Here is a 26,370-nt window from a genome sequence, read left to right on the forward strand (position 1 = left end):
CGGATACCGGGCTCGCGCTCACCGCAGAAAGGGCGCGACCGTGATCCCGCGCCCGGCCAGCGCGACGCGGATCGCCCGGGCCATGACGACAGCATGCGGATCATCGCCGTGGACGCAGATCGAATGGCCGGCGAGCCGGACTGGATCGCCGCCGACTGTGGGCATCAATCCGGTTTCAAGCCATGTGAGCAGGCGCGCGGCGGCGGCGCCATAATCGTCGATCATCGCGCCGGGCTGGCCTCTGGGCACGAGATTACCGCCGGGGGTATAGCCGCGGTCGGCGTAGATCTCGCTGAACACGTGGCAGCCGGCATCGCGGGCGACTTGCTCCAGCACGGTACCCGAGATGGCGAGGATCGCGAGCTTGCTGTCGATGGCGCGGACGGCGCGGACAATGGCTTCGGCAATGGCGCGGTCTTCCGACGCGACATTGGCGAGCGCGCCGTGCGGCTTCACATAGGAAACGCGCGTGCCCGCCAGCGCGGCGATGGCGATGAGCGCGCCGGTCTGCGCAGCGACGAAGCGTTCGACCTCGGCAGGCGGGAAGGGCAGGCGGCGGCGGCCGAAGCCTTCCTTGTCAGGATAGCTGGGATGCGCGCCCACCGTGATGCCGCGCTCGCGCGCCATGGTCAGCGTGCGGAACATAGTTTCAGGGTCGCTCGCGTGTCCGCCGCAGGCGATGTTGGCGCTGGTGACGATCTCCAGCATGGCCTTGTCATCGCCCATGACCCACGGACCATAGCCCTCGCCGAGATCGGAATTGAGATCGATCGTGCGGGCGTTGAGGTCGGACATCGGGGCCTTTCCGGCGGTTCAGGGACAAGCGCCTTGCCGAAATAGGCGAAGCTGGTGCCCCTGTCCAAACCTGAACGTCTCGCCCCCTGCGCGTCAATGCCGGTATGGATTATGCATCCGGATCCTTGTGCAGCCATTCGGCGTGCTTGGGCGCGCGCTTGGTGCGGCTCCACTCCTCGAGCATGACGGGCGCGAGGCTGGCGAGTTCGTCGTACTGTGCCGCGGTGCCGATATTGCAGGCGAGTTCCAGCCGGTGCCCGTTGGGATCGAAGAAATAGATCGAGCGGAAGATGCCGTGGTAGGTCGGCCCGAGGACGTCGATCCCCTGCGCTTCGAGCGACACCTTGGCGGCATGGAGCGCGGCCTCGTCGGCCACTTCGAAGGCGAGGTGCTGCACCCAGGCCGGGGTGTTGGGGTCCTTGCCCATCTCCGGCTGGTTCGGCAGCTCGAAGAAGGCGAGCACGTTGCCGCCGCCGCAATCGAGGAAGACGTGCATGTAGGGATCATGCTCGCCCGTCGAGGGCACGGTGTCTTCGGCAAAGGCCGTTGTATAGCGCATGCCCATGACGCGTTCGTACCAGGCGACCGTTTCCTTGGCGTCGCGGCAGCGGTAGGCGACATGGTGGATGCGCTGAATGGGCGGGATCATGCTGCGGTCTCCACGTTCAGAACCCCACGGCGCAGCTGGTCGCGCTCCATCGACTGGAACAGTGCGGTGAAATTGCCCTCACCGAAACCTTCATCCTTCTTGCGCTGGATAAACTCGAAGAACACCGGGCCGATCTGTGTTTCGGAGAAGATCTGCAGGAGCAGGCGCGGATCACCGGCCTCGGTCGACCCGTCGAGCAGGATGCCGCGCTTCTGCAGATCCTCCACCGGCTCGCCATGGCCGGGCAGGCGTTCTGCGAGCATCTCGTAATAGGTCGCGGGCGGCGGGGTCATGAACGGGGTGCCGAGTGCCTTGAGCCGGTCCCACGCGCCGAGAAGGTCGTCGCAGGCGAAGGCGATGTGCTGGATGCCCTCGCCGTTGTAGGCGCGCAGGAATTCCTCGATCTGGCCCCCGCCGGCTTTTGCTTCCTCGTTGAGCGGAATGCGGATCTTGCCATCGGGCGCGGTCATCGCCCGGCTGGTGAGGCCGGTATACTCGCCCTTGATATCGAAATAGCGGATCTCGCGGAAGTTGAAGATGCGCTCGTAGAACGCGGCCCAGTGCGCCATGCGGCCGCCGTAGACGTTGTGGGTGAGGTGATCGATCGTGTGGAAGCCAGCGCCCTTCGGCTGGCGGTCCACGCCGGGCAGGTAGACGAAATCGATATCGTAGATCGAGAGATCGCCGAGCGGCGAGCCTTCGTAGCGGTCGATCAGGTAGATGATCGCGCCGCCGATGCCGCGAATGGCGGGGAGGCTGAGCTCCATCGGGCCGGTGCGCACCTCGACCGGCTCGGCGCCGCGTTCGAGCGCTATGGCATAAGCGTCGGCGGCGTTGCGCACGCGCCAGCCCATGCCGCAGGCCGAAGGGCCATGCTCGGCCGCGAACCACGCCGCGGGGCTTTTTGGTTCATAATTGGCGATGAGATTGATGCCGCCCTGCCGCCACAGCTGCACCGCCTTGGAGCGGTGATTGGCGATGTGGGTGAAGCCCATCGCGGCGAAGACAGGTTCGAGGAGGCCAGGTTGGGGCGCGGAGAACTCGATGAATTCGAAGCCATCGAGGCCCAGCGGATTGTCGAACAGATCGGTTGTCTTCGGCTCGGCGTTCACCGCGCGTCTCCCATGATTCCGGATGCACCAGAATATAGCGGAAACACGATGCGCTGTCCGCGCAGAGTATGCACTCTATGGCATAATAAATGCGTGAAATGAGCGTGTTCGTGATATTTGATGCGTGATTTGAGTGTCTGATCGGATGGCTGCGGGTGGATGCCCCAGAATCTCGGTGCATTCTTTCCCGCGCTTGGCAATAAGCCGTGGCATGAGGATCTATGACATTTCCCAGCGGCTCGATGCGCGGACGCCGCTGTGGCCGGGCGAGCCGCCGCTGGTGCTGAGCCATCATGCAGTGATCTCGCCGCAATGCCCGGTCAACGTCGGCGCGCTGTCGTTCCCGCTCCATGCGGGGACGCATGCCGATGCGCCGTTTCACTATGATGCGGCGGGGCAGACGAGCGCGGAGACGGCGCTGGAGCCCTATATCGGGCGCTGCCTGTTGATCGATGTGCGCCATGCGGCGGGGATGGCGGTGGAGGTGGAGGATATCGACTGGGCGGCGCTGGAAGCCGCTGGTGCGCCCCGCGTGCTGCTGCGGACATACGAGCGCTTTCCGCATGAGGCGTGGGACAGTGCCTTCCACGCCGTTTCTGCCGGGGTGATCGCCCGGCTGGCGGCGCTGGGGGTGGTGCTCATTGGAACCGATGCGGCCTCGCTCGATCCCGAAACCTCGAAGACGATGGACGCGCACCATGCTGTGCGCGCGGCGGACATGCGCATTCTTGAGGGGCTGGTGCTCGATGCCGTGCCGCCGGGAGTCTACGAACTGATCGCGCTGCCCTTGCCGCTGGCGGGGGCCGATGCGAGCCCGGTGCGCGCCGTGCTGCGGGAGATCGCGGCATGAGCGCGTGGAGCCGCGAGGCGCTGGAGGCGCTTGACCGCGCCGATCCGCTCGCCAGGTTTCGGGATCAGTTTCAGCTGCGTGAGGGGCTGGTTTATCTTGACGGCAATTCGCTGGGGGCACTGCCGCGCCGCACCATGGCGCGGCTGCAGCAGACCGTCGCGGAGGAATGGGGCGAAGGGCTCATCACCTCATGGCTCGGCGCGGACTGGATGGCGGCGCCGCGCCGGGTGGGCGACAAGATCGCGCGGTTGCTGGGGGCCGATCCGGGCGAGGTGATCGTGGCGGATTCGACTTCGATCAATCTGTTCAAGGCGATGACGGCGGCGCTATCCTTGCGTCCGGAACGATCGGTGATCCTCTCGGAAACCGGCAATTTCCCGACCGATCTTTACATGATGCAGGGGATCGCGGCGTTTTCCGGTGGCCGCGTGCGGGCCGAGGCGGTGCCGGGCGACCGCGTGCTGGAGCGGCTGGGCGATGATGTCGCAGTGCTGCTGCTCACGCAGGTGCACTACAAGACCGGCGCAGTGCGCGACATGGCCGAAGTGACCCGGCGCGCGCATGAGGCGGGCGCGCTGGTGGTCTGGGATCTCAGCCACAGCGCGGGGGCGATCCCGGTCGATCTGAATGGCGCGGGCGCGGACTTTGCGGTGGGCTGCGGGTACAAGTTCCTCAATGGCGGGCCGGGCGCCCCCGCTTACATTTTTGCGGCGCGGCGGCATCAGGCATCAGCGGTGCCGGTGCTATCGGGCTGGTTCGGCCATGCCGAGCCCTTCGCGTTCGAGGATGGCTATCGCCCCGCGGCGGGGATCGAGCGCTTTCTGTGCGGGACACCGCCGGTGCTGGGGCTCACTGCGCTGGAATGCGGGGTCGATCTGATGGCCGAGGCTGACATGGCGGCGGTGCGCGCCAAATCACTGCAGCTTGGCCGCGTGTTCATGGACTTGATGGACGCGCATTGCAGCGAGCTTGGCTTCTCGCTCACAAGCCCGCGCGAGGATGCGCGGCGGGGGAGCCATGTGTCGTACGCGCATCCACAGGGCTATGGGATCATGCAGGCCTTGAAGGAGCGCGGCGTGATCGGCGATTTTCGCGATCCCGATGTGCTGCGGTTTGGCCTGACACCGCTTTATCTCCGGCATATCGACATGCTGGAGGCGGTGCTGCGCATCCGCGAGGTGTGCGAGACACGCGCCTGGGACGATCCGCGCTGGGCCGTGCGCGCTGCGGTGACCTGACAAGCGAACCTATCACTTTCACCTGATGAGGCGCGCGCGACGAGGGGGCATGCTGCGCGCCGGACATGGGGCGAGGAGACGGGCATGGGCGAGCTTTCGGGCAAGGTGGCAATCGTGACAGGCGCGGCGCGCGGGCAGGGGCGCGCGATGGCGCTGGCGCTTTCCGGCGCAGGCGCGGACGTGGCGATCTGCGATGTAGACGAGGCGGCGATGCCGAGCGTGGGTTATGCGCTGGGCGGGCCACTGGAAGAGGTGGCGGGCGAGATTGCGGCGCTGGGCGTGCGCGCGCTCCATGCGGCCTGCGATATCCGGCGGCAGGGCGAGATCGATTCCTTCGTCGGGCGTGTGCTGGCGGAGCTCGGCCGGGTCGACATTCTGGTCAACAACGCGGGTATCCTGACCAGCAACATGCCGATGCACCTGCTCGATGACGAGACCTTCGAGACAACGATTGCGGTCAACCTCACCGGCAGCTGGCGCATGAGCCGCGCAGTGGTGCCGGCGATGATCGAGCAAGGGACTGGCGGGCGGATCATCAACATCGCGTCGGTCGCGGGCACGATCGGCACACCGGGCTTCGGCCATTACTGCGCCACCAAGCACGGCATGATCGGCATGACCAAGACGATGGCGGCGGAACTGGGCGCCTATGGCATCACCGTCAATGCGGTGTGCCCGGGCTTCCTGCCGACCAAGATGGTCGAGCATACCGCCAGCGAGATCGGCGCGCGGGCCGGGCTGACCCAGGACGAGGTCTATGCGCAGTACCTCAGCGTGGCGCACATCAAGGAGAAGATCAGCCCCGAGCAGACCGCCGCCTCGGTGCTCTATCTGGCGAGCGAGGCGGCGCGTGTGGTGACGGGATCGAGCCTTGTGATCGATGCCGGATGGTCGGCCACCTGAAGGCCTTGCGCGGCGGGAACGGGTGCCGCAAGACTGCGCGCGAAAACAACCGGAGAGGGAAAACCGAATGACGGCCTATGTTGTGTTCATCAAGGATGGCGTGAACGATCAGGCGGAGCTGGATCAGTACAACGCCAAGGCGGGCGCCTCGATCGCAGGTCATCCGCTGAAGCCGCTGGCGTTCTATGGCGCGAACGAGACGTGGGAAGGGCCGACCGCGGAAGGCCTCGTCATCATCGAGTTTCCCGACATCGAAGCGGCGAAGGCCTGGTACAACAGCCCGGCCTATCAGGACGCCAAGGTACACCGCCTCAAGGGCGCGTCGTACCGCGTGATGGTGACCGAAGGGGTCGCCTGAAAGCTGTTGCAGCGGCGCGCCATTGCGGCATGATGCCGCGATGGCCGCTGCGCATCAGACTATCTCGCACCGCTCGATGCTGATTGCGGGCTTCTCGACGGTCGTCGAGTGGTACGATTTCACACTCTACATCTATGTCGCGACGATCCTTTCGCGGGTGATGTTCGGCGGGGGTGAGGGCTCGCTGGCAGCGGTGCTGGCGGGCTTTGCCGTCTCCTATCTGATGCGGCCGCTCGGGGCGATTGCCATGGGCCACTATGGCGATCGGCACGGGCGGCGGCGTGCCATGCTGCTGTCGATGGCAGTGATGACGGCGGCGATGCTCGGCTGCGCGCTGCTGCCGACCCATGCCGAGATCGGCCCGGCTGCGGGCTTCCTGCTGCTGGCCCTGCGCTGCGTGATGGCCTTTGCTGTGGGCGGCGAATATACTGGCGTGGTGGCCTATCTGATTGAAGGCGCAGGGCCGCATCGGCGCGGCCTGATCACCAGCTGCGCATCGGCGGCGAGCGAGATCGGCGCGCTGCTCGCGGTGGGCGTCGCGGCGCTGACGACCTGGGCCATGCCGGCGGAAATGCTCGATGCCTGGGGCTGGCGCATTCCCTTCTTTGTCGGTGCGGCGCTCGCGGGCGGTGTGCTGCTGGCCCGCGCGAACATGGACGAATCGCCCGAGTTCGAGCGCCAGCGCGCGGCAGGAACAGTGCCCGAAAGCCCGCTGCGCCATGCCATCACCCACCAGCGCGCCGGGATAGTCCGCGGCTTTGCGATTTCGGCGCTGGGCTCGATCAGCTACTACGTCGGGATCACCTATGTCCCTGCCTTCCTCGCCTCCGTCGGTGCGGTGGGCGAGGGCGCGGCGCTGACGCTGTCGACCGTCGCGGCCTTTGTGGTGATCGCGGTCACGCCGTTGGTGGGCGCGCTTTCGGACCATGTCGGGCGGCGGCCGGTCCTGATCGGGATCGCGCTCGCCTGCGTGGCGGGGCCGATCACGCTATTCTCGCTGATGGCGCATGGCGGGGTCTGGCCGGCACTGGTGGGCGCGGTGCTGCTCGCGGCGCTGGGCGGTGCATGGAGCGCGGTTGGCGCGGTAGCAACGGCGGAGCAGTTCTCCGGCGAGGCGCGGCTTTCCGGTCTTGCGCTGGGCGTGACAAGCGCCACCGCGTTGTTCGGCGGGGTGACGCCGCTGGTGGCGCAGATGCTGCTTGAGGGGACTGGTTGGCCTCCGGTGCCCGGCGCGATGATTGCGGTGGTGGCGCTGGTGATCCTGCCGGTGCTCTGGCGCATTCCCGAAACCGCGCCGCGCGCAGGGTGGACAGCGGAGCCGCAGCCGATATAGTTCGCAAACCTAACTATCTGGCCTAACTATAATCGGAGAGGGCGATGGCAACCGCTACGCTGGACAACATCGAGGAAAGCGCGAGAGCCGCGCCGACGTTGATCCGCTATCTCGACGAGGGTGAGTTCGTCACCCGGCGCTATGTGAGCCAGGGCGCGGAGATGAACACCGGCGACTACCGCGACTATCCCGTGGTGGTGCGCGACGGGATGCCGATCCGCGATCATTTCAGCCTCGATGTGCACGGCTTCGTGATCGCGAAGCACGAGACCGCGATTGCCGATTTCCACGACAAGGCGGCGGTTGACGCCGGCTATCAACGCGAGGTGGAGGCGCTGGTCGCGCGGCTGACGGGTGCAGACAAGGTTTCGACACAGGGGTGGATGATCCGCACCTCGGGCGACCTTTCCAGCCGCGCGCAGGAGAAGGTTGAAGGCTATGTCCATTCGGGCGGGATCCAGCCGCCGGCGGGCGAAGCGCATGTCGATTACAACGAACTGACCGGCAGGCGCGCAGCGGCGCGGGTCTATGGGCAGGCCTTTCCGGATGGGCCGGGCTACAAACGCTATATCTGTTTCTCGCTCTGGCGCACGTTCTCGCCAGGCCCGCAAGACTGGCCGCTCGCGGTCTGCGACGGGCGGACGGTGGGCGATGCGGAGACGGCTTCCAACACGCTGTTCGTGGTCGATGCATTTCCGGAGGGCGACGCCCTGACCGCGCCGGTCGAGGGCGAGGACCAGATGATCGCGGCGACGATCTTCCGCTACCGGCCGGAACACCGCTGGTGGTATTTCGCGAACATGGCGAAGGACGATGTGCTGCTGTTCAAGTTTCAGGACAGCGACCATTCGGTCACCTGGCGCTGCCCGCATACTGCGTTCCACGATACCAGCCTTCCGGATGCGAAAATCCGGGAAAGCATCGAAGTGCGCGGGGTGGCATTTTTCGAGTAGGTCAGGCGAGCGGCGCGAGGCCGGTGAGGACAAGCGCGACTAGCTGGGCCTGCCCGCTGGTGCCGGTCTTGGCATAGAGGCGCTTGGAGTAGTTGCGCGCGGTTTCCGGCGTGAGGCCGAGGCGGCTGCCGGCTTCGAGGATCGTTTCACCGCTGGCGAGGCCGATGGCGAGCGCGGCTTCGCGCGCCGAGAGGCCATGCGTGGCCGCGAGGACCGCCGCAGCATTTGCGGGCACGGCGGGCGGGGCGCTGCGGATGATGCCGATGGCGGCTGCGCCTGATCCGGCAGGTGCGGGGCACAGGAGAAGGTGACGCGCACCGAGCAGGACGAGGCGGCGTGCCTCAAGCGGAGCGCCCGATAGCTGGGCGCAGGCCGTTTCCAGCGCGCGGGCGGTTTCGGGAAGGAGCTGGAGGCGGCGCAACGGGCCGGGATCGGCGGTAAAGGTCAGCTGACGTTCGGCCTCGGGATCTGCGGCAAGGACTGCGCCGGAGGCGGTGAGGGCGACTTCTCCGACGCTGAGCAGCGCGAGCGTGCTTTCGGCCATTGCTACGCGCATCGCTGCCCGGCCCAGCGCCGCGCGCACGCCAAGCGCGGCAGCGAGATGTGGGGCAAGCGCCGCGAGGAGCGCGCTGTCGGCCGCGCCGAGGTCTTCGCGCTCGCGGGTGAGGAGGAGCCAGGCTTCGCCGCCGCCGGGGCTGCCGATGCGGACGGCGCGGGCGTGGTTGATCCGCATCGCGCCGAGCGCCGAGCGCTGGGCGGAAAGGCGGGTGGGCGCATCGAAATCGAGCATTTCGCCAAGCGTGTAGACGCGCCCCGTGCGCATCGCGCTGCCGGGGAACAGGCCGAGCGCGGCAAGGCGGGCGAGATCGAGCGGGGGATCGAGCGCAGCGCGCGCGGCATCGGCGCGGACGGTAAGCGTGGGTTCGCCCGAACCTGGCGGTGCGAGCGCCAGCGCGGCGCGGCGTGCGCCGGTGCGCTGGAGCAGGTTGGCAAGGAAGCGCTGCCACGGCGGGTCCTCCAGCAGACCCTCCATGAGCGGCAGGTAAAGCTCGCGTTGATCGGTTGAAAGGAATGCCATGGTGCTTTTGCTCCCATATGGGAGCTTTGTGCCGGCGCGCAAGAGGCCATGTGGCATGCGCAACCTTTGAACGGCCGGAACACGATGTCAGACCCTGTCAGCAAATCCACCCTGACCCATATCCAGCGCCTCGAGGCCGAGGCGATCCACATCATGCGCGAGGTGGTGGCCGAGGCGACCAATCCGGTGATGCTCTATTCGGTGGGCAAGGACAGCGCGGTGATGCTGCACCTTGCGCGCAAGGCCTTCTACCCGAGCCCGCCGCCGTTCCCGCTGCTCCACGTGGATACCACGTGGAAGTTCCAGGCGATGTACGAACTGCGCGAGCGGATGGCGATGGAGAGCGGCATGGAGCTGCTCGTCCACCAGAACCCCGAAGCCGCCGCGCGCGGGATCAATCCGTTCGACCACGGTCCACTTCACACCGATATGTGGAAGACCGAAGGCCTCAAGCAGGCGCTCGACAAGTGGGGCTTTGACGCGGCCTTCGGCGGTGCGCGGCGCGACGAGGAGAAGAGCCGTGCCAAGGAGCGCATCTTCAGCTTCCGCACCGCTTCGCACGGCTGGGATCCCAAGAACCAGCGTCCAGAGCTGTGGAACATCTACAACGCGCGCAAGAACAAGGGCGAGAGCATCCGCGTGTTCCCGATCTCGAACTGGACCGAGCTCGATATCTGGCAGTACATCCGCCTCAACGACGTGCCGATCGTGCCGCTCTATTTCGCGGCCAAGCGGCCGACCTTCGAGTGGGAGGGCGGCCTGTTCATGGCCGACGACCTGCCACGGCTCGAGAAGGTGCTGGGCTATCGCCCTGAAATCACGGAGCGTTCGATCCGCTTCCGCACGCTCGGTTGCTTCCCGCTGACGGGTGCGGTGGAGAGCAATGCGACGACGCTCAACGAAGTGATCCAGGAAACGCTGCTCACCACCACCAGCGAGCGGCAGGGCCGCGTGATCGACAAGGATGCCGGGGGCGCCGGCATGGAAGTCAAGAAGCAGCAGGGATATTTCTGATGTCGGGTACGGACGTGATCTACCAGACCGAGGCCCTGATTGCCGAGGACATCGAGGCCTACCTCAACCTGCACCAGCACAAGTCGATGCTGCGCTTCATCACCTGCGGCAGCGTGGATGATGGAAAATCGACGCTGATCGGGCGCTTGCTCTACGATTCGAAGATGATCTTCGAGGATCAGCTCGCAGCGCTCGAGAACGACAGCAAGAAAGTCGGCACGCAGGGCGGCGAGATCGACTTTGCGCTGCTCGTCGATGGCCTTGCGGCCGAACGCGAACAGGGCATCACGATCGACGTCGCTTACCGCTTCTTCAGCACCGAAAAACGCAAGTTCATCGTCGCCGACTGCCCGGGCCACGAGCAGTACACGCGCAACATGGTGACGGGCGCCTCGACGGCGGACCTCGCGGTGATCCTGATCGACGCGCGCAAGGGCGTGCTTGCGCAGACGCGTCGGCACAGCTATCTCGCGCACCTCATCGGCATCCGCCACATCGTGCTCGCGGTGAACAAGATGGACCTGATCGGCTACGATCAGGCGCGCTACGACGCGATCGTCGCGGATTATGCGGCGTTCGCCGCCAGCATCGGCATCGAGGCGTTTACCGCGATGCCGATCTCGGGCTTCAAGGGCGACAACATCACCGCGCTCAGCGACAACACGCCGTGGTATTCCGGCCCCACGCTGATGGGGCACCTTGAAACGGTGGAAGTGAACACGGCGGCTGAAGCTGCCGGAGTTTTCCGCATGCCGGTGCAGTGGGTGAACCGCCCGAACCTCGACTTCCGGGGCTTTTCGGGGCTGATTTCCAACGGCACCGTGCGCAAGGGCGATGCCGTGCGCGTGCTCCCTTCGGGCAAGACCAGCACGGTGACGCGCATCGTCACGCTTGATGGGGATCTGGAGGAAGCGGTGGCCGGCCAGTCGGTCACGCTGTGCCTCGCCGACGAGATCGACTGCTCGCGCGGCGATGTGCTGGCGGCTGCCGATGCGCCACCGCAAGTGGCGGACCAGTTCGAAGCGAACCTCGTGTGGATGGCCGACGAGCCGCTTGTGCCGGGCCGCGCCTATTGGCTGAAGCTGGCGAGCCAGACCGTCTCGGTGACGGTTTCGCAGCCCAAGTGCACCATCAATGTCAACACGATGGAGCGCCTTGCGGCCAAGACGCTTGAACTCAACGCCATCGGTCTTGCCGAGATCACCACCGACCGCGCGATCGTGTTCGAGCCTTATGGTGAAAGCCGCACGCTCGGCGGATTCATCCTGATCGACAAGATCAGCAACGCCACCGTCGCGGCGGGCATGCTCAACTTCAGCCTGCGCCGCGCGCAGAACGTGCACTGGCAGGCGCTCGATGTGACGCGCGAAGCTCATGCACGGCTCAAGGGCCAGAGCCCGGCAGTGCTGTGGTTCACCGGCCTCTCCGGCTCGGGCAAATCGACCATCGCCAATCTAGTCGAGAAGAAGCTCCACGCGCTCGGCAAGCACACGTTCCTGCTCGATGGCGACAACGTGCGCCACGGGCTCAACAAGGATCTGGGCTTCACCGAGGCTGACCGCATCGAGAACATCCGCCGCGTGGCCGAAGTCGCCAAGTTGATGACGGATGCGGGGCTCATCGTGCTGACGGCCTTCATCAGCCCGTTCCGCGCCGAGCGCGACATGGTGCGGGCGCTGCTGCCCGTCGGCGAATTCTTCGAGATCTTCGTCGATACGCCGCTGGAAGAAGCCGAACGGCGCGATGTGAAGGGGCTCTACAAGAAGGCCCGGAGCGGGGCGCTCAAGAACTTCACCGGGATCGACAGCCCCTACGAAGCGCCGGAAAACGCTGAAATCCGCGTGGACACGATGCGCGAAAGCCCCGAAGAGGCGGCGGAGCGGATCGTGGCGCTGATCATCGGCGACTGGATGCCAGTGATCTGACGGAGTGATCCGACAGAGTGATCTGACGAATGCAGGGGTCTTGATGGACGATATCGAACTGGCGCGGCATCTGGCGGCGGGTGCGGCGCGCATCCTGATGGACCTTCGCGCGGCCGGCACGCACGAGGGCAAGGCCCTTGGCGCGGAAGGCGATTTGCGCGCCAATAGCTGGCTGATGGCCGAGATTGCCGCGCACCGGCCAGAGGACGGCGTCCTCAGCGAAGAGACGCAGGACACGCCCGAGCGCCTTTCCAAGTCGCGCGTGTGGATCATCGATCCGCTCGACGGCACGCGCGAGTATGGCGAGGGGCGCAGCGACTGGGCGGTCCATATCGGCCTCGCGATCAATGGCGTAGCCACGCTGGGCGCAGTGGCGCTGCCGGGGCTGGGGCTCGTGCTCGATAGCGGCGCACCTCAGCCGCTGCCGGCAATGGCAGAGCCCCCGCGCCTGCTGGTGAGCCGCACCCGGCCTGCGCATGAAGCGGTTGAAGTGGCCAAGGTGCTTAGCGGTGAACTCGTGCCGATGGGTTCGGCGGGTTCCAAGGCCATGGCTGTCGTGCGCGGAGAGGCGGAAATCTACCTCCATTCGGGCGGGCAGTACGAGTGGGACAACTGCGCGCCGGTGGCCGTGGCGGCCGCCGCCGGGCTCCATGTCTCGCGCATTGACGGCACGCCGCTCGTCTACAACAACCGCGATACGTACCTGCCTGACCTTCTGATCTGTCGCCGCGAATGGGCGGAACAGGTCCTTGGTGCCGTAGCGGCAATCGAGGCTTGACCGGCTGCAGCTTTGCCGACACGGAAGGGGCGCGATGATCGATCCCCGCTTGTTCCGTGATGTGCTTGGCGCCTACCCGACCGGGGTCTGCGTAATCACCGCGCTTTCCGAGGATGGCGAGCGGCATGGCCTTGTCGTCGGCTCGTTCACGTCGATTTCGCTTGATCCCCCGCTCGTCGGCTTTTTCCCGGACAAGCGTTCTGGCACCTGGCCGAAGATCGAGGTGTCGGGGCGGTTCTGCGTCAACGTGCTCGGCGCCGATCAGCTTTCGCTGTGCCGCCGTTTCGCCGCGCGCAGCCACGACAAGTTTGCCGAACTGGCGCACGGGCAGAGCCCCGCGGGCCTTCCGGTGCTCGACAACGCGATCGCGTGGATCGACTGCACGATCGAGCGCGTGACTGAAGTGGGCGATCACTGGCTGGTGGTCGGCGCGGTCGAGGCGCTGGGCAAGCAGGGCGAGGGCAATCCGCTGCTGTTCTTCCGCGGGCAGTATCACGATCTGGCGCTGCTCGCTGACTGATCTGGCTCTTTCTACCAACTGGTAGATTTTTTGCTCCCGAGGCCGCCAGATTGATTTCGGTCAAGGTTCGCCGCTTCCGCCCCTGCCACAAAAATGGGGCGCGGAAGGACCGGCTGTCATTCCCCCTTCCGCCGATTTCTCCCCGACTTCGGGCGGCGAGTACTCCTCGCCGCCCTCTTTTCGTGATGCTTTTGAGCGGGCTAGACCGGATGCACGATTGCCGCAGACCAATCCGACTGGTAGAACCGGAGTGGATGAGCGCTTGTGATACTTGCATAGTCCGCAATCGGGCGATTTGCGCCGGTCTCGAACACCCCGAGATAACGGCGCTCAGTGTCATGGGCCGCCGCCGCACCGTTTCCGCCGGTGAACCACTGATCTGGGAAGACGACGACTCGCTTCTCGTCGCCAACGTGATCGAAGGCGTGCTGAAGCTCACCACCAGCACCGCCGATGGGCGCGAGCAGATCGTGGGCGTTGCCTATCCGTCCGATTTCATTGGCCGTCCGTTCGGCCAGACGAGCGCCGCCAGCGTAGTTGCGCTCACCGACGCGCGCGTCTGCGTGTTCGCCCGCAACGATTTCGATCGCTTCGCGCGGGAGCATCCGGAGCTTGAGCACAAGCTGCTCGAGCGCACGCTCGCCGAACTGGACCGGACGCGCGCATGGATGATGCTGCTTGGCCGCAAGAGCGCGCCGGAGAAGATCGCGACCTTCCTGCTCGACATGTCCGAACGGCTGGCTGACAACGGCTGCGTTCATCAGCCCGGGGCGCAGAGCGGCCCGGCGCGGCAGTTTACCCTGCCGTTTTCGCGCCAGCAGGTTGCCGATCTGCTCGGCCTGACCATTGAGACGGTGAGCCGCCAGTTCACCAAGCTCAAAGCTGATGGCGTGGTCGCGCTGCCGGGGCGGCGCGACGTGGAAATCCTGAATCGCGGCGCGCTGATGGCGCTGGCGGGATAAAGCCAGAAGATTCTTCGCACCGTAGGGTTGATACAAGTATCGGGCTGCCAAGCGCGATATTCTCCCTGCAAGCAAGGCAGGCGGAGAGAGTATCATGTTGATTGCACCGATACTGGTGGGCGATGGTATCCAGGTCGAACTGGCCAGCGGTCAGAACGTATTTGTCAGTGCCACTTCGACCGTGGCATCAGCGGTAGACGCTGGAATCTGGGCGCGCGGCGATTTTCATTTCATCTCCGTCTATGGCTATGTCGCGGGCTCGTTTGCGGCCATCATGCTCGGCGAGAACGGCTTCTATGGAAGGCTTGGCAACACGGCCAACCAGACGCGGATCGTGATCGGTGAGAACGGCGTTGTGTCGGGCAACACCTATGGGGCCTACGTGCGGGGCGACAAGTGCACCATTCTCAACAATGGCGAGATCAGCAGCGATTTCATCGGCATCCTGCTGGTGAAGGACGATGGCAGCGGCAATGTCGGCAACAGGATCATCAATCGCGGGATCATCAGCGCAACGGAGACGGGGATTGATTCGCGCAATTACGGGCTGAAGCTCTACAATTACGGTGTGGTTGAAGTCCTGTCCGATGCCGATGTGGCGGTGCGATCCAGTTCGGCCAACGACAATACGATCACCAATCGCGGGCTGATCTCTGGCGGAATCATCCTTGGCGACGGGTATGATCTTGTCGACAACCGGGCCGGAACGATCGAGGGCAGCGTGGACCTGGGGGGCAACAACGATGTGTTCCGCGCCGGGGTCAGCATCGAAGCCGTGCGCGGCGGCCTTGGCATCGACACGCTGCAGTTTGGCGGTGCCTCGGGTGTTTCGATCAACCTGACGCTCGGCACGGCGTCTGGCGGATGGGCGGAAGACGACCAGTACGACGGGTTCGAGAACGTGATCGCGACCAAGGGAAACGATCTGCTGATCGGCAGCGCGGTCAACAACGGTCTGGACGGGCGCGATGGCAACGACCGGCTGGAAGGCCGCGACGGCGCCGACAGCCTGCTTGGCGGGGCGGGCAATGACGTTCTCGTCGGCGGGAAAGGCTCGGATGCCCTTCGCGGCGACGCCGGGGCCGACACCTTCGTGTTTGCCGTTGGCGATTTCGGCGGGAAGGCGCTCGGCCCGGCGGACCTCATCCTCGACTTTTCGCATGTCGACAAGGACAGGATCGATCTCTCTCGCGTCGATGCCAATACGCTGGTTTCGGGGAACCAGGCCTTCGTGTTCATCGACACAGCCGCGTTCGGCAAGGTCGCCGGGCAGCTGCGGGTCGACAACTCGACCCCAGGCTATACGCTGCTGACCGGGGACACCAATGGTGACGGCGCGATTGATTTTGCGATTGCGTTCAACAGCGTGGTGAAAGTCTATGCCGCGGACCTGATCCTGTGACGTTCTGATTGCCGGAGCGCGCGGCGCTGATGCAGCGACGGACGGCCAGCAGGGCCGAAGCCCGGCTTGCCGCCCGCCCCCCCTCCTCGAAGGGAGGTTTGCCCGGACGCGCGGGGAGGGTCGGAGGCCATCCGCGCCGACGGGGCAATCCGGTCAGAACCGGTAGGACACGCCGGCGCTGAGGATCCAGGCGTTGATCTTGTGGCGCGTGGTGAGTGCTTCCACCCCGCCGGCAGTGGTGAAGTGGGCGGTGGTGTTCACCCAGTACTTCTTGGCATCGAGGCTGAGGCCGTAGCCGCTCTTGCCGAGCGCGATATCGACGCCACCTTGCACGGCCGCGCCCACTTCGTTGGAGAGGCGCACGCGCGCCGCGCCAAGCCCGGCGGCCGCCGCACCCGGGCGTTCACCCAGCCAGAGATAGAGCGCGGGACCGGCGCCGATGTAGGGCTTGATCCCGCCCGACAGCGGCAAATGGTATTTGAGCGTGAGGGTTGCGGGGATCAGGATGGCGTGATCGACGATAGCCGCCCCCGCCAGTGGGCCGGCGCCGGTCACGTGGTGCGCGCTGGTGCAGCAGATCGTCTCCGCCGAAATGCTCGGCGTGAAGAAGTATTCGACCGCGAGCGTGGGCACACCGTTGTTGCTCGCCTTCGTTTGCGAACCGGCGGGGAGGCCGATCAGATCCTTGTCGACGCGGCTGATCTTGCCATCGGGCAGCACCGCTGAACCGAGCAGCTTGATCTGCCATTTGCCGTCGGCCGATCCGGCGTGGGCAGGCGCTGAGACAAGGGCGGTAGCGGCGAGCGCCGCGGCGATGGTGGCTGCGTGGAGGGTTTTCATGAGCTGGGGCTCCCAAAGCTGCGGATGTCCTGCCCCTCGCAGGACGGCTTGAAGGCCGCAGCACGCCGTCCCAATGCCGCGAGGACGCACCTGCAACATTGACTGAGCGCAAATCAGGGCAGGAAAAAATAACCGTTTCGGCAAAAGAATAATCGGCGAGCGCAAACGCCGCGCGGCAAATTGACACCGGTCAATGTTGCGGGGGCGAAGGACGGGCAGGGACAGTCCAGCAATTCGCATGGAAGGGTGCTTCCCATGGACTCCGTTATCCCGCGCACTGGCCTATGGCTGGCTGCGTTGTTCTTCGCGGTGATCGCCACCGCACTGGCGGTCGACACCGGCTTTGCCGTCCACATGGTGATCTGCGGTCTGGCCGCGTTCATCGGTCTCGTCGTCACGGTACGGGGCTGGGATCCCGCTGCCGCAATTCGCCCGGTCGATACAGGACGTTATGATGACGACCTGATTCGCCTCGGCGTGATCGCCACGGTGTTCTGGGGCACGGCGGGGTTCCTCGCGGGGCTCTACATTGCGCTCGAGATGGCCTTCCCGCAGTTCAACCTGGGGCTGCAGTGGATCAATTTCGGGCGGCTGAGACCGCTGCACACTTCCGCCGTGATCTTCGCATTCGGCGGCAATGCGCTCATCGCGACCTCGTTCTACGTGGTCCAGCGCACCTGCCGGACGCGGCTTGCGCTGCCCGGTCTCGCGAAGTTCGTGTTCTGGGGATACCAGCTCTTCATCGTGCTGGCGGCGACCGGGTATCTGATGGGGATTACCCAGGGCAAGGAGTACGCTGAACCGGAATGGTACGTTGACTTGTGGCTCACCGTGGTCTGGGTCGCCTATCTTGCGGTCTTCGTCGCCACGCTGCTCAAGCGGACCGAGCCGCACATCTACGTCGCCAACTGGTTCTACCTCTCGTTCATCCTGACGGTGGCGATGCTCCACCTCGTCAACAACGCGAACATTCCGGTGAGTTTCTTCGGATCGCGCAGCTATCCGGTGTTCGGGGGCGTGCAGGGCGCGCTGGTGCAGTGGTGGTATGGCCACAACGCGGTGGGCTTCTTCCTCACCGCCGGCTTCCTCGCGATGATGTACTACTTCGTGCCCAAGCAGGCCGAACGCCCGGTCTATTCCTATCGGCTTTCGATCATCCACTTCTGGGCGCTGATCTTTCTCTACATCTGGGCGGGTCCGCACCACCTCCACTACACCGCGCTGCCGGACTGGGCGCAGACATTGGGCATGGTCTTCTCGGTCATGCTGTGGATGCCGAGCTGGGGCGGGATGATCAACGGCCTGATGACGCTCAACGGCGCCTGGGACAAGATCCGCACCGATCCGATCCTGCGCATGATGGTCCTCGCGCTCGCCTTCTACGGCATGAGCACCTTCGAGGGACCGATGATGAGCATCAAGTCGGTCAACTCCTTGAGCCACTACACCGATTGGACCATCGGCCATGTGCATTCCGGCGCGCTGGGCTGGAACGGCATGATCACGTTCAGCTGCCTCTACTACCTCGCGCCGCGCCTGTGGGGCCGGGAACGCCTCTACAGCCTGCGCATGGTGAACTGGCACTTCTGGCTCGCGACGCTGGGGATCGTTTTCTACACCGCCGCGATGTGGGTGGCGGGGATCACGCAAGGGTTGATGTGGCGCGAATACGGGCCGGACGGCTACCTGGTGAACTCGTTCGCCGATACCGTCGCCGCGCTCCACCCCATGTATGCGCTGCGTGTGCTGGGCGGGCTGCTCTACCTCTCGGGCGCCGCGGTGATGGCCACCAATATCACCCGCACGATCCTCGGCCACAGCCGCGAGGAAGCGCCGCTTCATTCGCCCGCCTTCGATCCGGCGCGCGACCGGCCGCTTGCACCCGCGATCGCCATCTGACCCGGCCTGACAGGAGATACCGACATGGCCACTTTCATGGAACGCCACCGCAAGCTGGAGCGCAACGTCACCCTGCTGGGCGTGCTCGCCTTCGCGGTGGTGACGATCGGCGGGATCGTCGAGATCGCGCCGCTGTTCTGGATCGATAACACGATCGAGAAGGTGCAGGGGATGCGCCCCTACACCCCTCTCGAGCAGGCCGGGCGCGACATCTATGTCCGCGAAGGCTGCTACGTGTGCCACAGCCAGATGATCCGCCCCTTCCGCGACGAAGTGGAGCGCTACGGCCACTACAGCCTCGCGGCGGAATCGATGTACGACCATCCCTTCCAGTGGGGATCGAAGCGGACGGGCCCGGATCTGGCGCGCGTCGGCGGCAAGTATTCGGATGAATGGCACGTCCAGCATCTGAGCGCGCCGCGCGAACTCGTGCCGGAATCGATCATGCCGAGCTACGGCTTCCTCAAGGAGCAGCCGCTTGATCAGGGCGACATGGTGCCCGCGTTGCAGACGCTGGAAAGGGTCGGCGTCCCCTACACCAGGGACGAGATCGCCGCCGCCAACGATGACCTCAAGGCGCAGGCCAATCCCGATGCCGACCACTCCGCGTTCCTCAAGCACTATCCCGGTGCGACGGTGCGCGACTTCGATGGCGACCCGAAGCGGCTGACCGAGATGGATGCGCTTGTCGCCTATCTCCAGGTGCTCGGCACGATGGTCGATGTGAATGCTCCGGCCGCGCAGGAGCATCTCGCGAAGGAGAAGGGCCGGTGACGATCCTGCAGCTCTCCACCCATTCGACCTACGACCTGCTGCGGCATCTGGCCGACAGCTATGGGCTGGCGATCATGGCGCTGGTCTTTGTGGGCCTGTGCCTTTGGCCGTTCCGCCCGGGCGGACGCGCAGCGAGCCGCGATGCGGCGCTCTCGATCTTCGAGGATGACACCAATGACGCATGACACCACGCACCATGGAAAGGTGATCGATCACGCCACGGGCACGGCCAAGGTCGGGCACGAATGGGACGGGATCGAGGAACTCGACACCCCGCTGCCGCGCTGGTGGCTGTGGACCTTCTACGCGACGATTGTCTTCGCGCTGGTCTATGTCGTGCTCTATCCGGCGATCCCTATGCTGCATTCGGCGAGCACCGGCACGCTGGGCTGGACGAGCCGAGGGGTGCTCGCCGACGATATGGCGCACGAAAAGGCCGAGCATCAGGCGGTTCGCAATGCCATCGCGGCGACCCCCATCGAGGCACTGGCCGCCAATCCGGCACTGCAGCGCGCCGCGATCGAGGGCGGGCACGCGGCGTTCAAGGTGAACTGCGTGCAGTGCCATGGTGCAGGCGGGGCGGGCGCGAAAGGCTATCCCAACCTCAACGACGATGACTGGCTGTGGGGCGGCGATCTGGCGACCATCCAGAAGACGCTGGTGAACGGCATCCGCCAGCCGGGCAACGATGCGACCCGCAGCAGCCTGATGCCGAGCTTCGGCAAGGACGGCATCCTCACGCCCGCGCAAGTGCAGGACGTGGTCAGCCATGTGCGAGTGTTGAGCAAGCAGGACCCGGCGAGCGCATCCTCGGCACGCGGCGCGCAGATCTTTTCCGACAACTGCGCCGTGTGCCATGGGGCGAACGGTGAGGGGAACCGCAGCGTCGGCGCGCCTCGCCTCAGTGACAAGATCTGGCTCTATGGCGGCGACCGCGCCTCGCTGACCACAACGGTGACCAACGCGCACGCCGGAGTGATGCCGGCGTGGACCGGGCGGCTCGATCCGGTGACGATCAAGATGCTGGCCGTGTACGTTCACTCGCTCGGCGGCGGCGAAGCAGCGCCTGCGCCTGCCGCGCCGGCAGCTGGGGCGGCGCAGTAAGCCCCATGAACATGATGGATCCCGACATGACCGCTGCACCGGCACCGCTCTATGCCAAGCGCACGGCGGTGTTTCCGAAGAAGATCGACGGGCCGTTCCGCCGCTTCAAGTGGTTGGTCATGGCAGTGTGCCTTGCCGTCTACTGGGGCACACCGTGGATCCGTTGGGACCGGGGGCCGCATGCGCCGGGGCAGGCGGTGCTCGTCGATCTCGCGCACCGCCGGTTCTACATGTTCGATATCGAAATCTGGCCGCAGGAGTTCTACTTCGTGGCCGGGATGCTGATCATGGCGGGGATCGGGCTGTTCCTCGTCACCAGTGCGGTGGGCCGGGCATGGTGCGGCTATGCCTGCCCGCAGACGGTGTGGACCGACCTTTACCAGCATGTCGACCGGCTGATCGACGGCGACCGGAATGCGCAGCTGCGCCTCAACGCTGCGCCCTGGACCCCGGCCAAGTTTGCCCGGCGGATGTTCAAGTGGAGCGTCTACCTCGGCATCGCCTTCGTCACGGGCGGCGCATGGATCTTCTACTTCGCCGATGCGCCGACGCTGCAGCGCGCGTTCTGGACCGGCACGGCGGCCCCGGTGGCCTATGCCTCGACCGGCATTCTCACGTTCACGACATTCTGGCTCGGCGGCTTCATGCGCGAACAGGTGTGCATTTACATGTGCCCCTGGCCGCGCATCCAGACCGCGATGCTGGATGAGAACTCGCTCACCGTCACCTACAAGCACTGGCGGGGCGAGCCGCGCGGGTCCTTGAAGGAAGCGAAAGGCGCCGCAAGCCCGCTGGGTGATTGCATCGACTGCAAGCAGTGCGTGGCCGTGTGCCCGACGGGGATCGACATCCGCGAGGGGCCGCAGATCGGCTGCATCACCTGCGCGCTGTGCGTGGATGCCTGCGCCAAGGCGATGGCCTCGGTGGGCCGTCCGCGCGGCCTGATCGATTACTGCACGCTCATCGATGCGGAGCGAGAGATCAAGGGCGAGCCGGCGCGGCCGGTGGCGAAGGTGCTGCTGCGCCCGCGCCTGATTGCCTATTTCGCGGTGTGGGGCGGGATCGGCCTTGCACTGCTGTTCATGCTGGGCGCGCGCGAACGGCTGACGCTTTCAGTGGCGCGCGAGCGCAATCCGGAATTCGTGCAGCTTTCGGGCGGCGCGGTGCGCAATGCCTTCACGCTGGCGCTGCGCAATATGGAAGACCGCCCGCGCAACCTTCGCATCGCCGCCGAAGGGCTGCCGGGCGCGGCGCTCTACACCGACGAGATGGCGCCGGGCGCGGCGAGGGCCACGATCGACGTTGCCGTCCCGGCGGACAGCACGGCCAAGGTGCGGCTCTACGCTGTGGTTCCCGCCGCCCATGCGCGGCAGCAGGACTTCACCCTCGAGGCGACGCCGCTCGATCACGAAGGCCAGGCGGTGCGCCGCGAGACGCATTTTGCGGCGCCTGAAACCGAACATGAAGACCACGAGGAGCACGACTGATGGCACAGCTTTCGGCAAAGCCCTTTACCGGGCGGCACATGGCGCTCGTGATGACCGGCTTTTTCGGCGTGGTGATCGCGGTCAACGTCCTGCTCGCCAACCTTGCGGTTTCGACCTTCAGCGGGACGGTGGTGGAGAACTCCTACGTCGCGAGCCAGGGCTTCAACCGCTTGCTCGGCGCGGCAAAGGCCGACAAGGCGCTGGGCTGGCAAATGGCGCTTGCGCGTGTGGGTTCCGGCAACGTGCGTTTCACGCTGAGCGATGCAAGCGCACGGCCGCTGGCGGGCGCGGCCGTGCGCGCGCAGGCGGATCATCCGCTGGGTGCCCGGGTGCCCGTCGTGATGAACCCGCGCGAGGTGGCACCGGGTGTCTACGAAGCGGCGCTGCCCGCGGGGCGCTGGCATGTCGGCATCGAGGTGCGCAGTGGCGGCCACGTCTGGCATGCCGAGGATGACGCGCTGTGAACGTGGCATCGGCGCGCCTCGCCCCGCAGGTCAGCCGCACCGTGCTCGCGGTGCCGGGGATGCATTGCGCGGGCTGCATGGGCAAAGTCGAGCGCGCGCTGGGCGCGGTGCCGGGCGTGGCTTCGGCGCGCGCCAACCTGACCGCGCGGACCATTGCGGTCGATCACATGGGCACGGTCGAGATCCCCGACCTCGTTGCGGCGCTTGCGGGGGTGGGCTTTGCCGCCGAGCCGCGTGAGGACGCGGTCGAGCCGCCCTCCGCCTCGCGCGAGTTGCTCGCGCCGCTGGCGGTGGCGGCGTTTGCCTGCATGAACGTGATGCTGCTTTCGGTGAGCGTCTGGTCCGGAGCGGATGGCAGCACGCGCGATCTGTTTCACTGGCTTTCGGCGCTGATCGGTGTTCCGGCGATCCTCTATGCCGGGCAGCCGTTCTTCCGCTCGGCGCTCGGCGCGCTGAAGCGCGGGCGGACCAACATGGATGTGCCGATTTCGATCGGGGTTACCCTGGCGACTGGCCTTTCCTGCTACGAAACGCTGACCGGGGGCAAGGAAGCCTGGTTTGACGGCACCTTGATGCTGCTCCTCTTCCTCCTCGCAGGCCGTGCGCTCGATGCGATGATGCGCGACCGCGCGCGGGCCGGCGTCGCCGCGCTGCTGCGGCAGGCGGCGAGCGGGGCAATGGTCGTGGGCACGGACGGCGCGCTGCGCTGGACTGCGGCCGCTGTGCTTGCGCCGGGCATGATGATGCGCGTCGCGGCGGGCGAACGCTTGGCGGCGGATGGCGCAATCACCAACGGCACGAGCCGGTTCGACCAATCCCTGCTGACGGGCGAGACTGCGCCGGTGCCGGCAGGGCCGGGGCAGCCGGTGCTGGCGGGCATGCTCAATCTCGATACGCCGGTCGATGTGATCGTCACCGCAGCGGGGCAGGGCACTGCGCTCGCCGAGATTGCGCAGGCGATGGAATCGGCGGGGCAGGCCAAGAGCGCCTTTGTGCGGATCGCGGACCGCGCTTCGCGGCTCTATGCGCCTGCGGTGCACACGCTCGCAGCGCTGAGCTTTGCGGGGTGGTTGATCGCAGGGGCGAGCTTCCACCAGGCGCTGGTGGTGGGCATTGCGGTTCTGATCATCACGTGCCCCTGCGCGCTGGGCCTTGCCGTGCCGGTGGCGCAAGTCGTCGCGGCAGGGGCGCTGCTGAAGCAGGGCGTGATGGTGAAGGACGGCTCGGCCATCGAGCGACTGGCGCGGGTGGACCGCGTGCTGCTCGACAAGACGGGGACGCTCACGATGGGCCGCCCGGTTCCCGATGCTGCAGTGCTGGAAGCGCTGGGCGAGGAGGAGGCCGCGGTTGCGCTCGCGCTCGCCAGCCACAGCCGGCATCCGCTCTCTCAGGCGCTGGCCCTGGCCCTTGCGGCGCGCGGCGTGCGCGCGGCGACGGTTGAGGACGTGCGCGAGACGGCGGGGCGCGGGGTTTCCGGTACGTGGAGGGGTCTTGCGGTTTCGCTGGGGCGGCCTTCGCAGAGCAGCGGAACCTCTGCTGCGCTGGCCATCGGCGCGGGGCCTGTGCGCGTGATCGGTTTTGCCGACCGGCTGCGGCCCGACGCGCGCGAAGCGCTGGCCGATCTCGCGGCGCTCGGCATCCCGGCGTCGATCCTTTCCGGCGACAATACCGCGGCCGTGCGGATTACCGCCCGCGAGACGGGGCTTACCGGGCAGGCAGCGGCGCTGCCGGCAGACAAGCTCGACGCCATCCAGCGGCTGCAGCGCAGCGGCAAGTGCGTGCTGATGGTGGGTGATGGCATCAACGACGGCCCTGCGCTCGCCGCTGCCGACGCTTCGATTGCGCCGGGCAGCGCCAGCGACGTGGGGCGCCAGGCGGCGGATTTCGTGTTTACCGGCGATTCGCTGCTCGCCTTGCCGCGCGCGGTGCGGGCCAGCCGACGGACGATGCGCGTGGTGCGCGAAAACTTCGCCGCCGCGATCCTCTACAATGCCTTTGCCGTGCCGCTGGCGATGGCAGGGCTGGTGACGCCGCTGATGGCGGCGATTGCCATGGCGACCTCGTCACTGATCGTGGTGGGCAATTCGCTCCGCCTTGCGGGAGCCGCCAAATGACCTCGATCCTCATCCTTATCCCCATCGCGCTCGGTATGGGACTGCTTGGACTTGCTGCCTTTTTCTGGGCGCTGCGGGGCGGGCAGTTCAGCGACCTCGACGGCGCGGCAGCGCGCATCCTGATCGACGAGGATACGCCGCTGTGAAGCGCCCGTTCGCCTTGCTCGCCACTCTGGCCGTGTTGCAACTGGCGATCCCGGTGCAGGCTTCGACGGCTTCCGGGAGCCCCAGAATGATCGCCCTGTGCGGTGGCGGCGCGCCGATCCCGTTGCCCATGAAAAATCACGATGCAGACAAGCCGTGTTGCAAGATTTGCCATAGCGCAATGCGCAAGCGGTTTGCGGGTGGCACTTGCTGCGGGGAGAACGACGACGAAGAGGACTCCGGGCAATGAGCGGGCCATCCACTGCTGAGCAGTTTGCCGACTGGATCTACTATCCGGAGCTGCTCGCGCGGCCGGTGCCGCGCTATACCAGCTATCCAACCGCGGCCGAGTTTGTCGACGGGAGTTTCGAGCTGCGCCAACGCATCTCGCTCGCCAGCCTGACCGGGCCGGTCTCGATCTACCTCCATATCCCCTATTGCGAGGAGATCTGCTGGTACTGCGGCTGCAATACGGGCGCGGCGAACAAGCGCCACCGGCTGACTGCCTATCTCGAGGCGCTGCACCGCGAGATCGCGCTGGTGGCGGACATGCTCGATCCTTCCGTGCATATCGAACACATCGCGTTCGGCGGGGGCAGCCCCAATGCCGTGCCGCCGACCGAGTTCGTGCGGCTGATCGATGCGCTGGTGCTCGCCTTCCGCTTCGTGCGCCCGGCGCTGTCGGTCGAACTCGATCCGCGCACGTTGACGCGCGACTGGCTCACCGCGATCCGCGGCATTGGCGTCACCCGCGTCAGCCTTGGCGTGCAGACACTAAACCCGGCGGTGCAGGAGGCGATCGGGCGCGTTCAGCCCATCGAGATGATCGAGCGCGCGGTGCAAGGTCTGCGCGGGGCGGGCGTCGGTTCGATCAACTTCGACCTGATGTACGGCCTGCCGCATCAGGACGACGCGGTGCTCGCCGAAACGCTGGCGCAGAGCGTGGCGATGGGGCCGAACCGGATTGCCCTGTTCGGCTATGCCCACGTGCCGCACCTGATCCCGCGCCAGCGCCGGATCGATGGATCGGACCTGCCCGACCAGCGCGGGCGCTTCCGCATGGCGGCGATGGGCGCGCGGCAGCTGATCGATGCGGGCTATCAGGCGGTCGGCTTCGATCACTTCGCGCTTCCCGATGATCCGCTTGCGCGCGCAGCCCGCAACGGCACGCTGCGGCGCAATTTCCAGGGATTTACGGAAGATTCTGCAAGCGTGCTGATAGGTCTCGGCGCCTCGGCGATCAGCGAGCTGCCCGGGCTGATGGTGCAGAACGAGAAGAACCCCGGCCGCTACCGCATGCTGATCGGGGCAGAGCAGCTCGCCGGCCGCCGCGGGATCGAGACCGGCCCCGAGGACGAACGCCGCGCCGCGCTGATCGAGGCACTGCTGTGCAAGGGTGCGGCCAAGATCGACGCCGATATGCTGAACGCCGCGCGGCCTCGGCTGGAGCCATTCGCCAAGGTCGGGCTGGTATCGCTCGAGCGCGGCTGGCTGCGGCTGGAGGCAGGCGCTGCGCCCTATGCCAGAGCGATAGCCTCGGTGTTCGATGCCTATCGCAGCGAGGAGCGCAGTTTCAGTTCGGCGATCTGAGGGCCGTCCGAGAGGACATCAACACGGGCATTGTCCTGAAGAGACTGCCCTACTGCTCTGGGTTGCTTCGCTACGCTCGCAATG

The 26,370-nt window shown here is 66.2% G+C and carries 27 protein-coding genes; 22 read left to right on the forward strand and 5 right to left on the reverse strand.

Features of this window, described 5'->3' with window-relative positions:
• Window positions 1-18: 18 nt before the first annotated feature.
• The 3 genes from Q0082_RS09195 to hppD all read right to left on the reverse strand — a co-directional run bounded on the left by Q0082_RS09195 (window position 19) and on the right by hppD (window position 2,556).
• The gene (locus Q0082_RS09195; protein ID WP_298191770.1) at window positions 19-795 is read right to left on the reverse strand and encodes a 5-oxoprolinase subunit PxpA; all 777 of its coding nucleotides are present in this window, start codon (window positions 793-795) and stop codon (window positions 19-21) included.
• A gap of 109 nt (window positions 796-904) precedes the next feature.
• Complete coding sequence (locus Q0082_RS09200; RefSeq protein ID WP_298191772.1) at window positions 905-1,444, reverse strand: VOC family protein; 540 nt, start codon at window positions 1,442-1,444, stop codon at window positions 905-907.
• The gene (gene hppD / locus Q0082_RS09205; protein ID WP_298191774.1) at window positions 1,441-2,556 is read right to left on the reverse strand and encodes a 4-hydroxyphenylpyruvate dioxygenase; all 1,116 of its coding nucleotides are present in this window, start codon (window positions 2,554-2,556) and stop codon (window positions 1,441-1,443) included. The genes Q0082_RS09200 and hppD overlap by 4 nt, the downstream gene beginning before the upstream one ends.
• Before the next feature lie 211 nt (window positions 2,557-2,767).
• Here hppD and kynB point away from each other — a divergent pair, with 211 nt between their 5' ends.
• From kynB to Q0082_RS09235, 6 genes are all read left to right on the forward strand, one after another.
• Window positions 2,768-3,406: an arylformamidase gene (gene kynB / locus Q0082_RS09210; protein WP_298191776.1), complete on the forward strand. Its 639-nt coding sequence runs from the start codon at window positions 2,768-2,770 to the stop codon at window positions 3,404-3,406.
• Window positions 3,403-4,644, forward strand: a complete 1,242-nt coding sequence (gene kynU, locus Q0082_RS09215) for a kynureninase (RefSeq protein ID WP_298191779.1) — start codon at window positions 3,403-3,405, stop codon at window positions 4,642-4,644. Before kynB ends, kynU begins: the two co-directional genes overlap by 4 nt.
• Before the next feature lie 84 nt (window positions 4,645-4,728).
• Complete coding sequence (locus tag Q0082_RS09220; RefSeq protein WP_298191780.1) at window positions 4,729-5,547, forward strand: SDR family NAD(P)-dependent oxidoreductase; 819 nt, start codon at window positions 4,729-4,731, stop codon at window positions 5,545-5,547.
• Window positions 5,548-5,614: 67 nt separating this feature from the next.
• Window positions 5,615-5,905: a DUF1330 domain-containing protein gene (locus Q0082_RS09225; RefSeq protein WP_298191782.1), complete on the forward strand. Its 291-nt coding sequence runs from the start codon at window positions 5,615-5,617 to the stop codon at window positions 5,903-5,905.
• Window positions 5,906-5,945: 40 nt separating this feature from the next.
• Window positions 5,946-7,238 carry an MFS transporter gene (locus tag Q0082_RS09230; RefSeq protein WP_298191784.1) on the forward strand — a complete coding sequence of 431 codons (1,293 nt, stop codon included), beginning with the start codon at window positions 5,946-5,948 and terminating at the stop codon, window positions 7,236-7,238.
• Between the two features lie 44 nt (window positions 7,239-7,282).
• The gene (locus Q0082_RS09235) at window positions 7,283-8,191 is read left to right on the forward strand and encodes a CmcJ/NvfI family oxidoreductase (protein WP_298191786.1); all 909 of its coding nucleotides are present in this window, start codon (window positions 7,283-7,285) and stop codon (window positions 8,189-8,191) included.
• Window position 8,192: 1 nt separating this feature from the next.
• On the opposite strand, the gene Q0082_RS09240 is transcribed toward Q0082_RS09235, so the two are convergent.
• Window positions 8,193-9,269: a LuxR family transcriptional regulator gene (locus tag Q0082_RS09240; protein ID WP_298191787.1), complete on the reverse strand. Its 1,077-nt coding sequence runs from the start codon at window positions 9,267-9,269 to the stop codon at window positions 8,193-8,195.
• 84 nt (window positions 9,270-9,353) lie between these two features.
• Between Q0082_RS09240 and cysD the strand changes: the two genes are divergently transcribed.
• From cysD to Q0082_RS09270, 6 genes are all read left to right on the forward strand, one after another.
• A complete protein-coding gene (gene cysD / locus Q0082_RS09245) occupies window positions 9,354-10,283 on the forward strand; it encodes a sulfate adenylyltransferase subunit CysD (protein WP_298191789.1) in 930 nt (309 codons plus the stop codon).
• Entirely contained in the window at window positions 10,283-12,208 is a 1,926-nt protein-coding gene (cysN, locus tag Q0082_RS09250; protein ID WP_298191792.1) for a sulfate adenylyltransferase subunit CysN, read from the forward strand. Before cysD ends, cysN begins: the two co-directional genes overlap by 1 nt.
• Window positions 12,209-12,251: 43 nt before the next feature.
• Window positions 12,252-12,986: a 3'(2'),5'-bisphosphate nucleotidase CysQ gene (locus tag Q0082_RS09255; protein ID WP_298191794.1), complete on the forward strand. Its 735-nt coding sequence runs from the start codon at window positions 12,252-12,254 to the stop codon at window positions 12,984-12,986.
• A 34-nt stretch (window positions 12,987-13,020) separates the two neighbouring features.
• Window positions 13,021-13,506: a flavin reductase family protein gene (locus Q0082_RS09260; protein ID WP_298191796.1), complete on the forward strand. Its 486-nt coding sequence runs from the start codon at window positions 13,021-13,023 to the stop codon at window positions 13,504-13,506.
• 254 nt (window positions 13,507-13,760) lie between these two features.
• Entirely contained in the window at window positions 13,761-14,468 is a 708-nt protein-coding gene (locus tag Q0082_RS09265) for a Crp/Fnr family transcriptional regulator (protein WP_298191798.1), read from the forward strand.
• Window positions 14,469-14,562: 94 nt separating this feature from the next.
• Window positions 14,563-15,870, forward strand: coding sequence for a M10 family metallopeptidase C-terminal domain-containing protein (locus Q0082_RS09270; protein ID WP_298191800.1), 1,308 nt, complete (start codon window positions 14,563-14,565; stop codon window positions 15,868-15,870).
• A gap of 153 nt (window positions 15,871-16,023) precedes the next feature.
• Here the strand turns inward: Q0082_RS09270 and Q0082_RS09275 are convergent, their stop codons facing one another.
• Window positions 16,024-16,710, reverse strand: a complete 687-nt coding sequence (locus Q0082_RS09275; RefSeq protein WP_298191801.1) for an OmpW family outer membrane protein — start codon at window positions 16,708-16,710, stop codon at window positions 16,024-16,026.
• 255 nt (window positions 16,711-16,965) lie between these two features.
• Between Q0082_RS09275 and ccoN the strand changes: the two genes are divergently transcribed.
• The 10 genes from ccoN to hemN are packed head-to-tail and all read left to right on the forward strand — an operon-like array spanning window position 16,966 to window position 26,286.
• Window positions 16,966-18,609 carry a cytochrome-c oxidase, cbb3-type subunit I gene (ccoN, locus tag Q0082_RS09280; RefSeq protein WP_298191803.1) on the forward strand — a complete coding sequence of 548 codons (1,644 nt, stop codon included), beginning with the start codon at window positions 16,966-16,968 and terminating at the stop codon, window positions 18,607-18,609.
• 24 nt (window positions 18,610-18,633) lie between these two features.
• Window positions 18,634-19,383, forward strand: coding sequence for a cytochrome-c oxidase, cbb3-type subunit II (ccoO, locus tag Q0082_RS09285; RefSeq protein WP_298191805.1), 750 nt, complete (start codon window positions 18,634-18,636; stop codon window positions 19,381-19,383).
• Window positions 19,380-19,568 (forward strand): cbb3-type cytochrome c oxidase subunit 3, encoded by a 189-nt coding sequence (locus tag Q0082_RS09290; protein WP_298191807.1) that lies wholly within the window; start codon window positions 19,380-19,382, stop codon window positions 19,566-19,568. The genes ccoO and Q0082_RS09290 overlap by 4 nt, the downstream gene beginning before the upstream one ends.
• A complete protein-coding gene (gene ccoP, locus Q0082_RS09295; RefSeq protein WP_298191808.1) occupies window positions 19,558-20,487 on the forward strand; it encodes a cytochrome-c oxidase, cbb3-type subunit III in 930 nt (309 codons plus the stop codon). The genes Q0082_RS09290 and ccoP overlap by 11 nt, the downstream gene beginning before the upstream one ends.
• Window positions 20,488-20,513: 26 nt before the next feature.
• Window positions 20,514-21,974 (forward strand): cytochrome c oxidase accessory protein CcoG, encoded by a 1,461-nt coding sequence (gene ccoG, locus Q0082_RS09300; RefSeq protein ID WP_298191810.1) that lies wholly within the window; start codon window positions 20,514-20,516, stop codon window positions 21,972-21,974.
• Complete coding sequence (locus tag Q0082_RS09305) at window positions 21,974-22,438, forward strand: FixH family protein (protein WP_298191811.1); 465 nt, start codon at window positions 21,974-21,976, stop codon at window positions 22,436-22,438. Before ccoG ends, Q0082_RS09305 begins: the two co-directional genes overlap by 1 nt.
• Window positions 22,435-24,552 (forward strand): heavy metal translocating P-type ATPase, encoded by a 2,118-nt coding sequence (locus tag Q0082_RS09310; protein WP_298191813.1) that lies wholly within the window; start codon window positions 22,435-22,437, stop codon window positions 24,550-24,552. Before Q0082_RS09305 ends, Q0082_RS09310 begins: the two co-directional genes overlap by 4 nt.
• Window positions 24,549-24,698, forward strand: a complete 150-nt coding sequence (gene ccoS / locus Q0082_RS09315; RefSeq protein ID WP_292947003.1) for a cbb3-type cytochrome oxidase assembly protein CcoS — start codon at window positions 24,549-24,551, stop codon at window positions 24,696-24,698. The genes Q0082_RS09310 and ccoS overlap by 4 nt, the downstream gene beginning before the upstream one ends.
• The gene (locus Q0082_RS09320; RefSeq protein ID WP_298191817.1) at window positions 24,695-24,946 is read left to right on the forward strand and encodes a hypothetical protein; all 252 of its coding nucleotides are present in this window, start codon (window positions 24,695-24,697) and stop codon (window positions 24,944-24,946) included. Before ccoS ends, Q0082_RS09320 begins: the two co-directional genes overlap by 4 nt.
• On the forward strand, window positions 24,943-26,286 hold the full coding sequence (gene hemN, locus Q0082_RS09325; RefSeq protein ID WP_298191818.1) for an oxygen-independent coproporphyrinogen III oxidase: 1,344 nt from the start codon (window positions 24,943-24,945) through the stop codon (window positions 26,284-26,286). The genes Q0082_RS09320 and hemN overlap by 4 nt, the downstream gene beginning before the upstream one ends.
• Window positions 26,287-26,370: the final 84 nt, after the last annotated feature.

The sequence above is a fragment of the Novosphingobium sp. genome (assembly GCF_027489515.1).
Classification (GTDB): domain Bacteria; phylum Pseudomonadota; class Alphaproteobacteria; order Sphingomonadales; family Sphingomonadaceae; genus Novosphingobium.

Bases quoted from the DNA above. Each gene is read 5' to 3' on its own strand.
- Q0082_RS09240 (WP_298191787.1), bottom strand. From the start codon at position 9,269: ATGGCATTCCTTTCAACCGATCAACGCGAGCTTTACCTGCCGCTCATG.
- cysN (WP_298191792.1), top strand. From the start codon at position 10,283: ATGTCGGGTACGGACGTGATCTACCAGACCGAGGCCCTGATTGCCGAG.
- Q0082_RS09230 (WP_298191784.1), top strand. From the start codon at position 5,946: ATGGCCGCTGCGCATCAGACTATCTCGCACCGCTCGATGCTGATTGCG.
- Q0082_RS09270 (WP_298191800.1), top strand. From the start codon at position 14,563: ATGTTGATTGCACCGATACTGGTGGGCGATGGTATCCAGGTCGAACTG.
- kynU (WP_298191779.1), top strand. From the start codon at position 3,403: ATGAGCGCGTGGAGCCGCGAGGCGCTGGAGGCGCTTGACCGCGCCGAT.
- Q0082_RS09235 (WP_298191786.1), top strand. From the start codon at position 7,283: ATGGCAACCGCTACGCTGGACAACATCGAGGAAAGCGCGAGAGCCGCG.
- Q0082_RS09200 (WP_298191772.1), bottom strand. From the start codon at position 1,444: ATGATCCCGCCCATTCAGCGCATCCACCATGTCGCCTACCGCTGCCGC.
- Q0082_RS09195 (WP_298191770.1), bottom strand. From the start codon at position 795: ATGTCCGACCTCAACGCCCGCACGATCGATCTCAATTCCGATCTCGGC.
- ccoP (WP_298191808.1), top strand. From the start codon at position 19,558: ATGACGCATGACACCACGCACCATGGAAAGGTGATCGATCACGCCACG.
- Q0082_RS09260 (WP_298191796.1), top strand. From the start codon at position 13,021: ATGATCGATCCCCGCTTGTTCCGTGATGTGCTTGGCGCCTACCCGACC.
- Q0082_RS09220 (WP_298191780.1), top strand. From the start codon at position 4,729: ATGGGCGAGCTTTCGGGCAAGGTGGCAATCGTGACAGGCGCGGCGCGC.
- Q0082_RS09225 (WP_298191782.1), top strand. From the start codon at position 5,615: ATGACGGCCTATGTTGTGTTCATCAAGGATGGCGTGAACGATCAGGCG.
- ccoG (WP_298191810.1), top strand. From the start codon at position 20,514: ATGACCGCTGCACCGGCACCGCTCTATGCCAAGCGCACGGCGGTGTTT.
- Q0082_RS09265 (WP_298191798.1), top strand. From the start codon at position 13,761: ATGAGCGCTTGTGATACTTGCATAGTCCGCAATCGGGCGATTTGCGCC.
- Q0082_RS09305 (WP_298191811.1), top strand. From the start codon at position 21,974: ATGGCACAGCTTTCGGCAAAGCCCTTTACCGGGCGGCACATGGCGCTC.
- ccoN (WP_298191803.1), top strand. From the start codon at position 16,966: ATGGACTCCGTTATCCCGCGCACTGGCCTATGGCTGGCTGCGTTGTTC.
- hemN (WP_298191818.1), top strand. From the start codon at position 24,943: ATGAGCGGGCCATCCACTGCTGAGCAGTTTGCCGACTGGATCTACTAT.
- Q0082_RS09275 (WP_298191801.1), bottom strand. From the start codon at position 16,710: ATGAAAACCCTCCACGCAGCCACCATCGCCGCGGCGCTCGCCGCTACC.
- kynB (WP_298191776.1), top strand. From the start codon at position 2,768: ATGAGGATCTATGACATTTCCCAGCGGCTCGATGCGCGGACGCCGCTG.
- cysD (WP_298191789.1), top strand. From the start codon at position 9,354: ATGTCAGACCCTGTCAGCAAATCCACCCTGACCCATATCCAGCGCCTC.
- ccoO (WP_298191805.1), top strand. From the start codon at position 18,634: ATGGCCACTTTCATGGAACGCCACCGCAAGCTGGAGCGCAACGTCACC.
- ccoS (WP_292947003.1), top strand. From the start codon at position 24,549: ATGACCTCGATCCTCATCCTTATCCCCATCGCGCTCGGTATGGGACTG.
- Q0082_RS09255 (WP_298191794.1), top strand. From the start codon at position 12,252: ATGGACGATATCGAACTGGCGCGGCATCTGGCGGCGGGTGCGGCGCGC.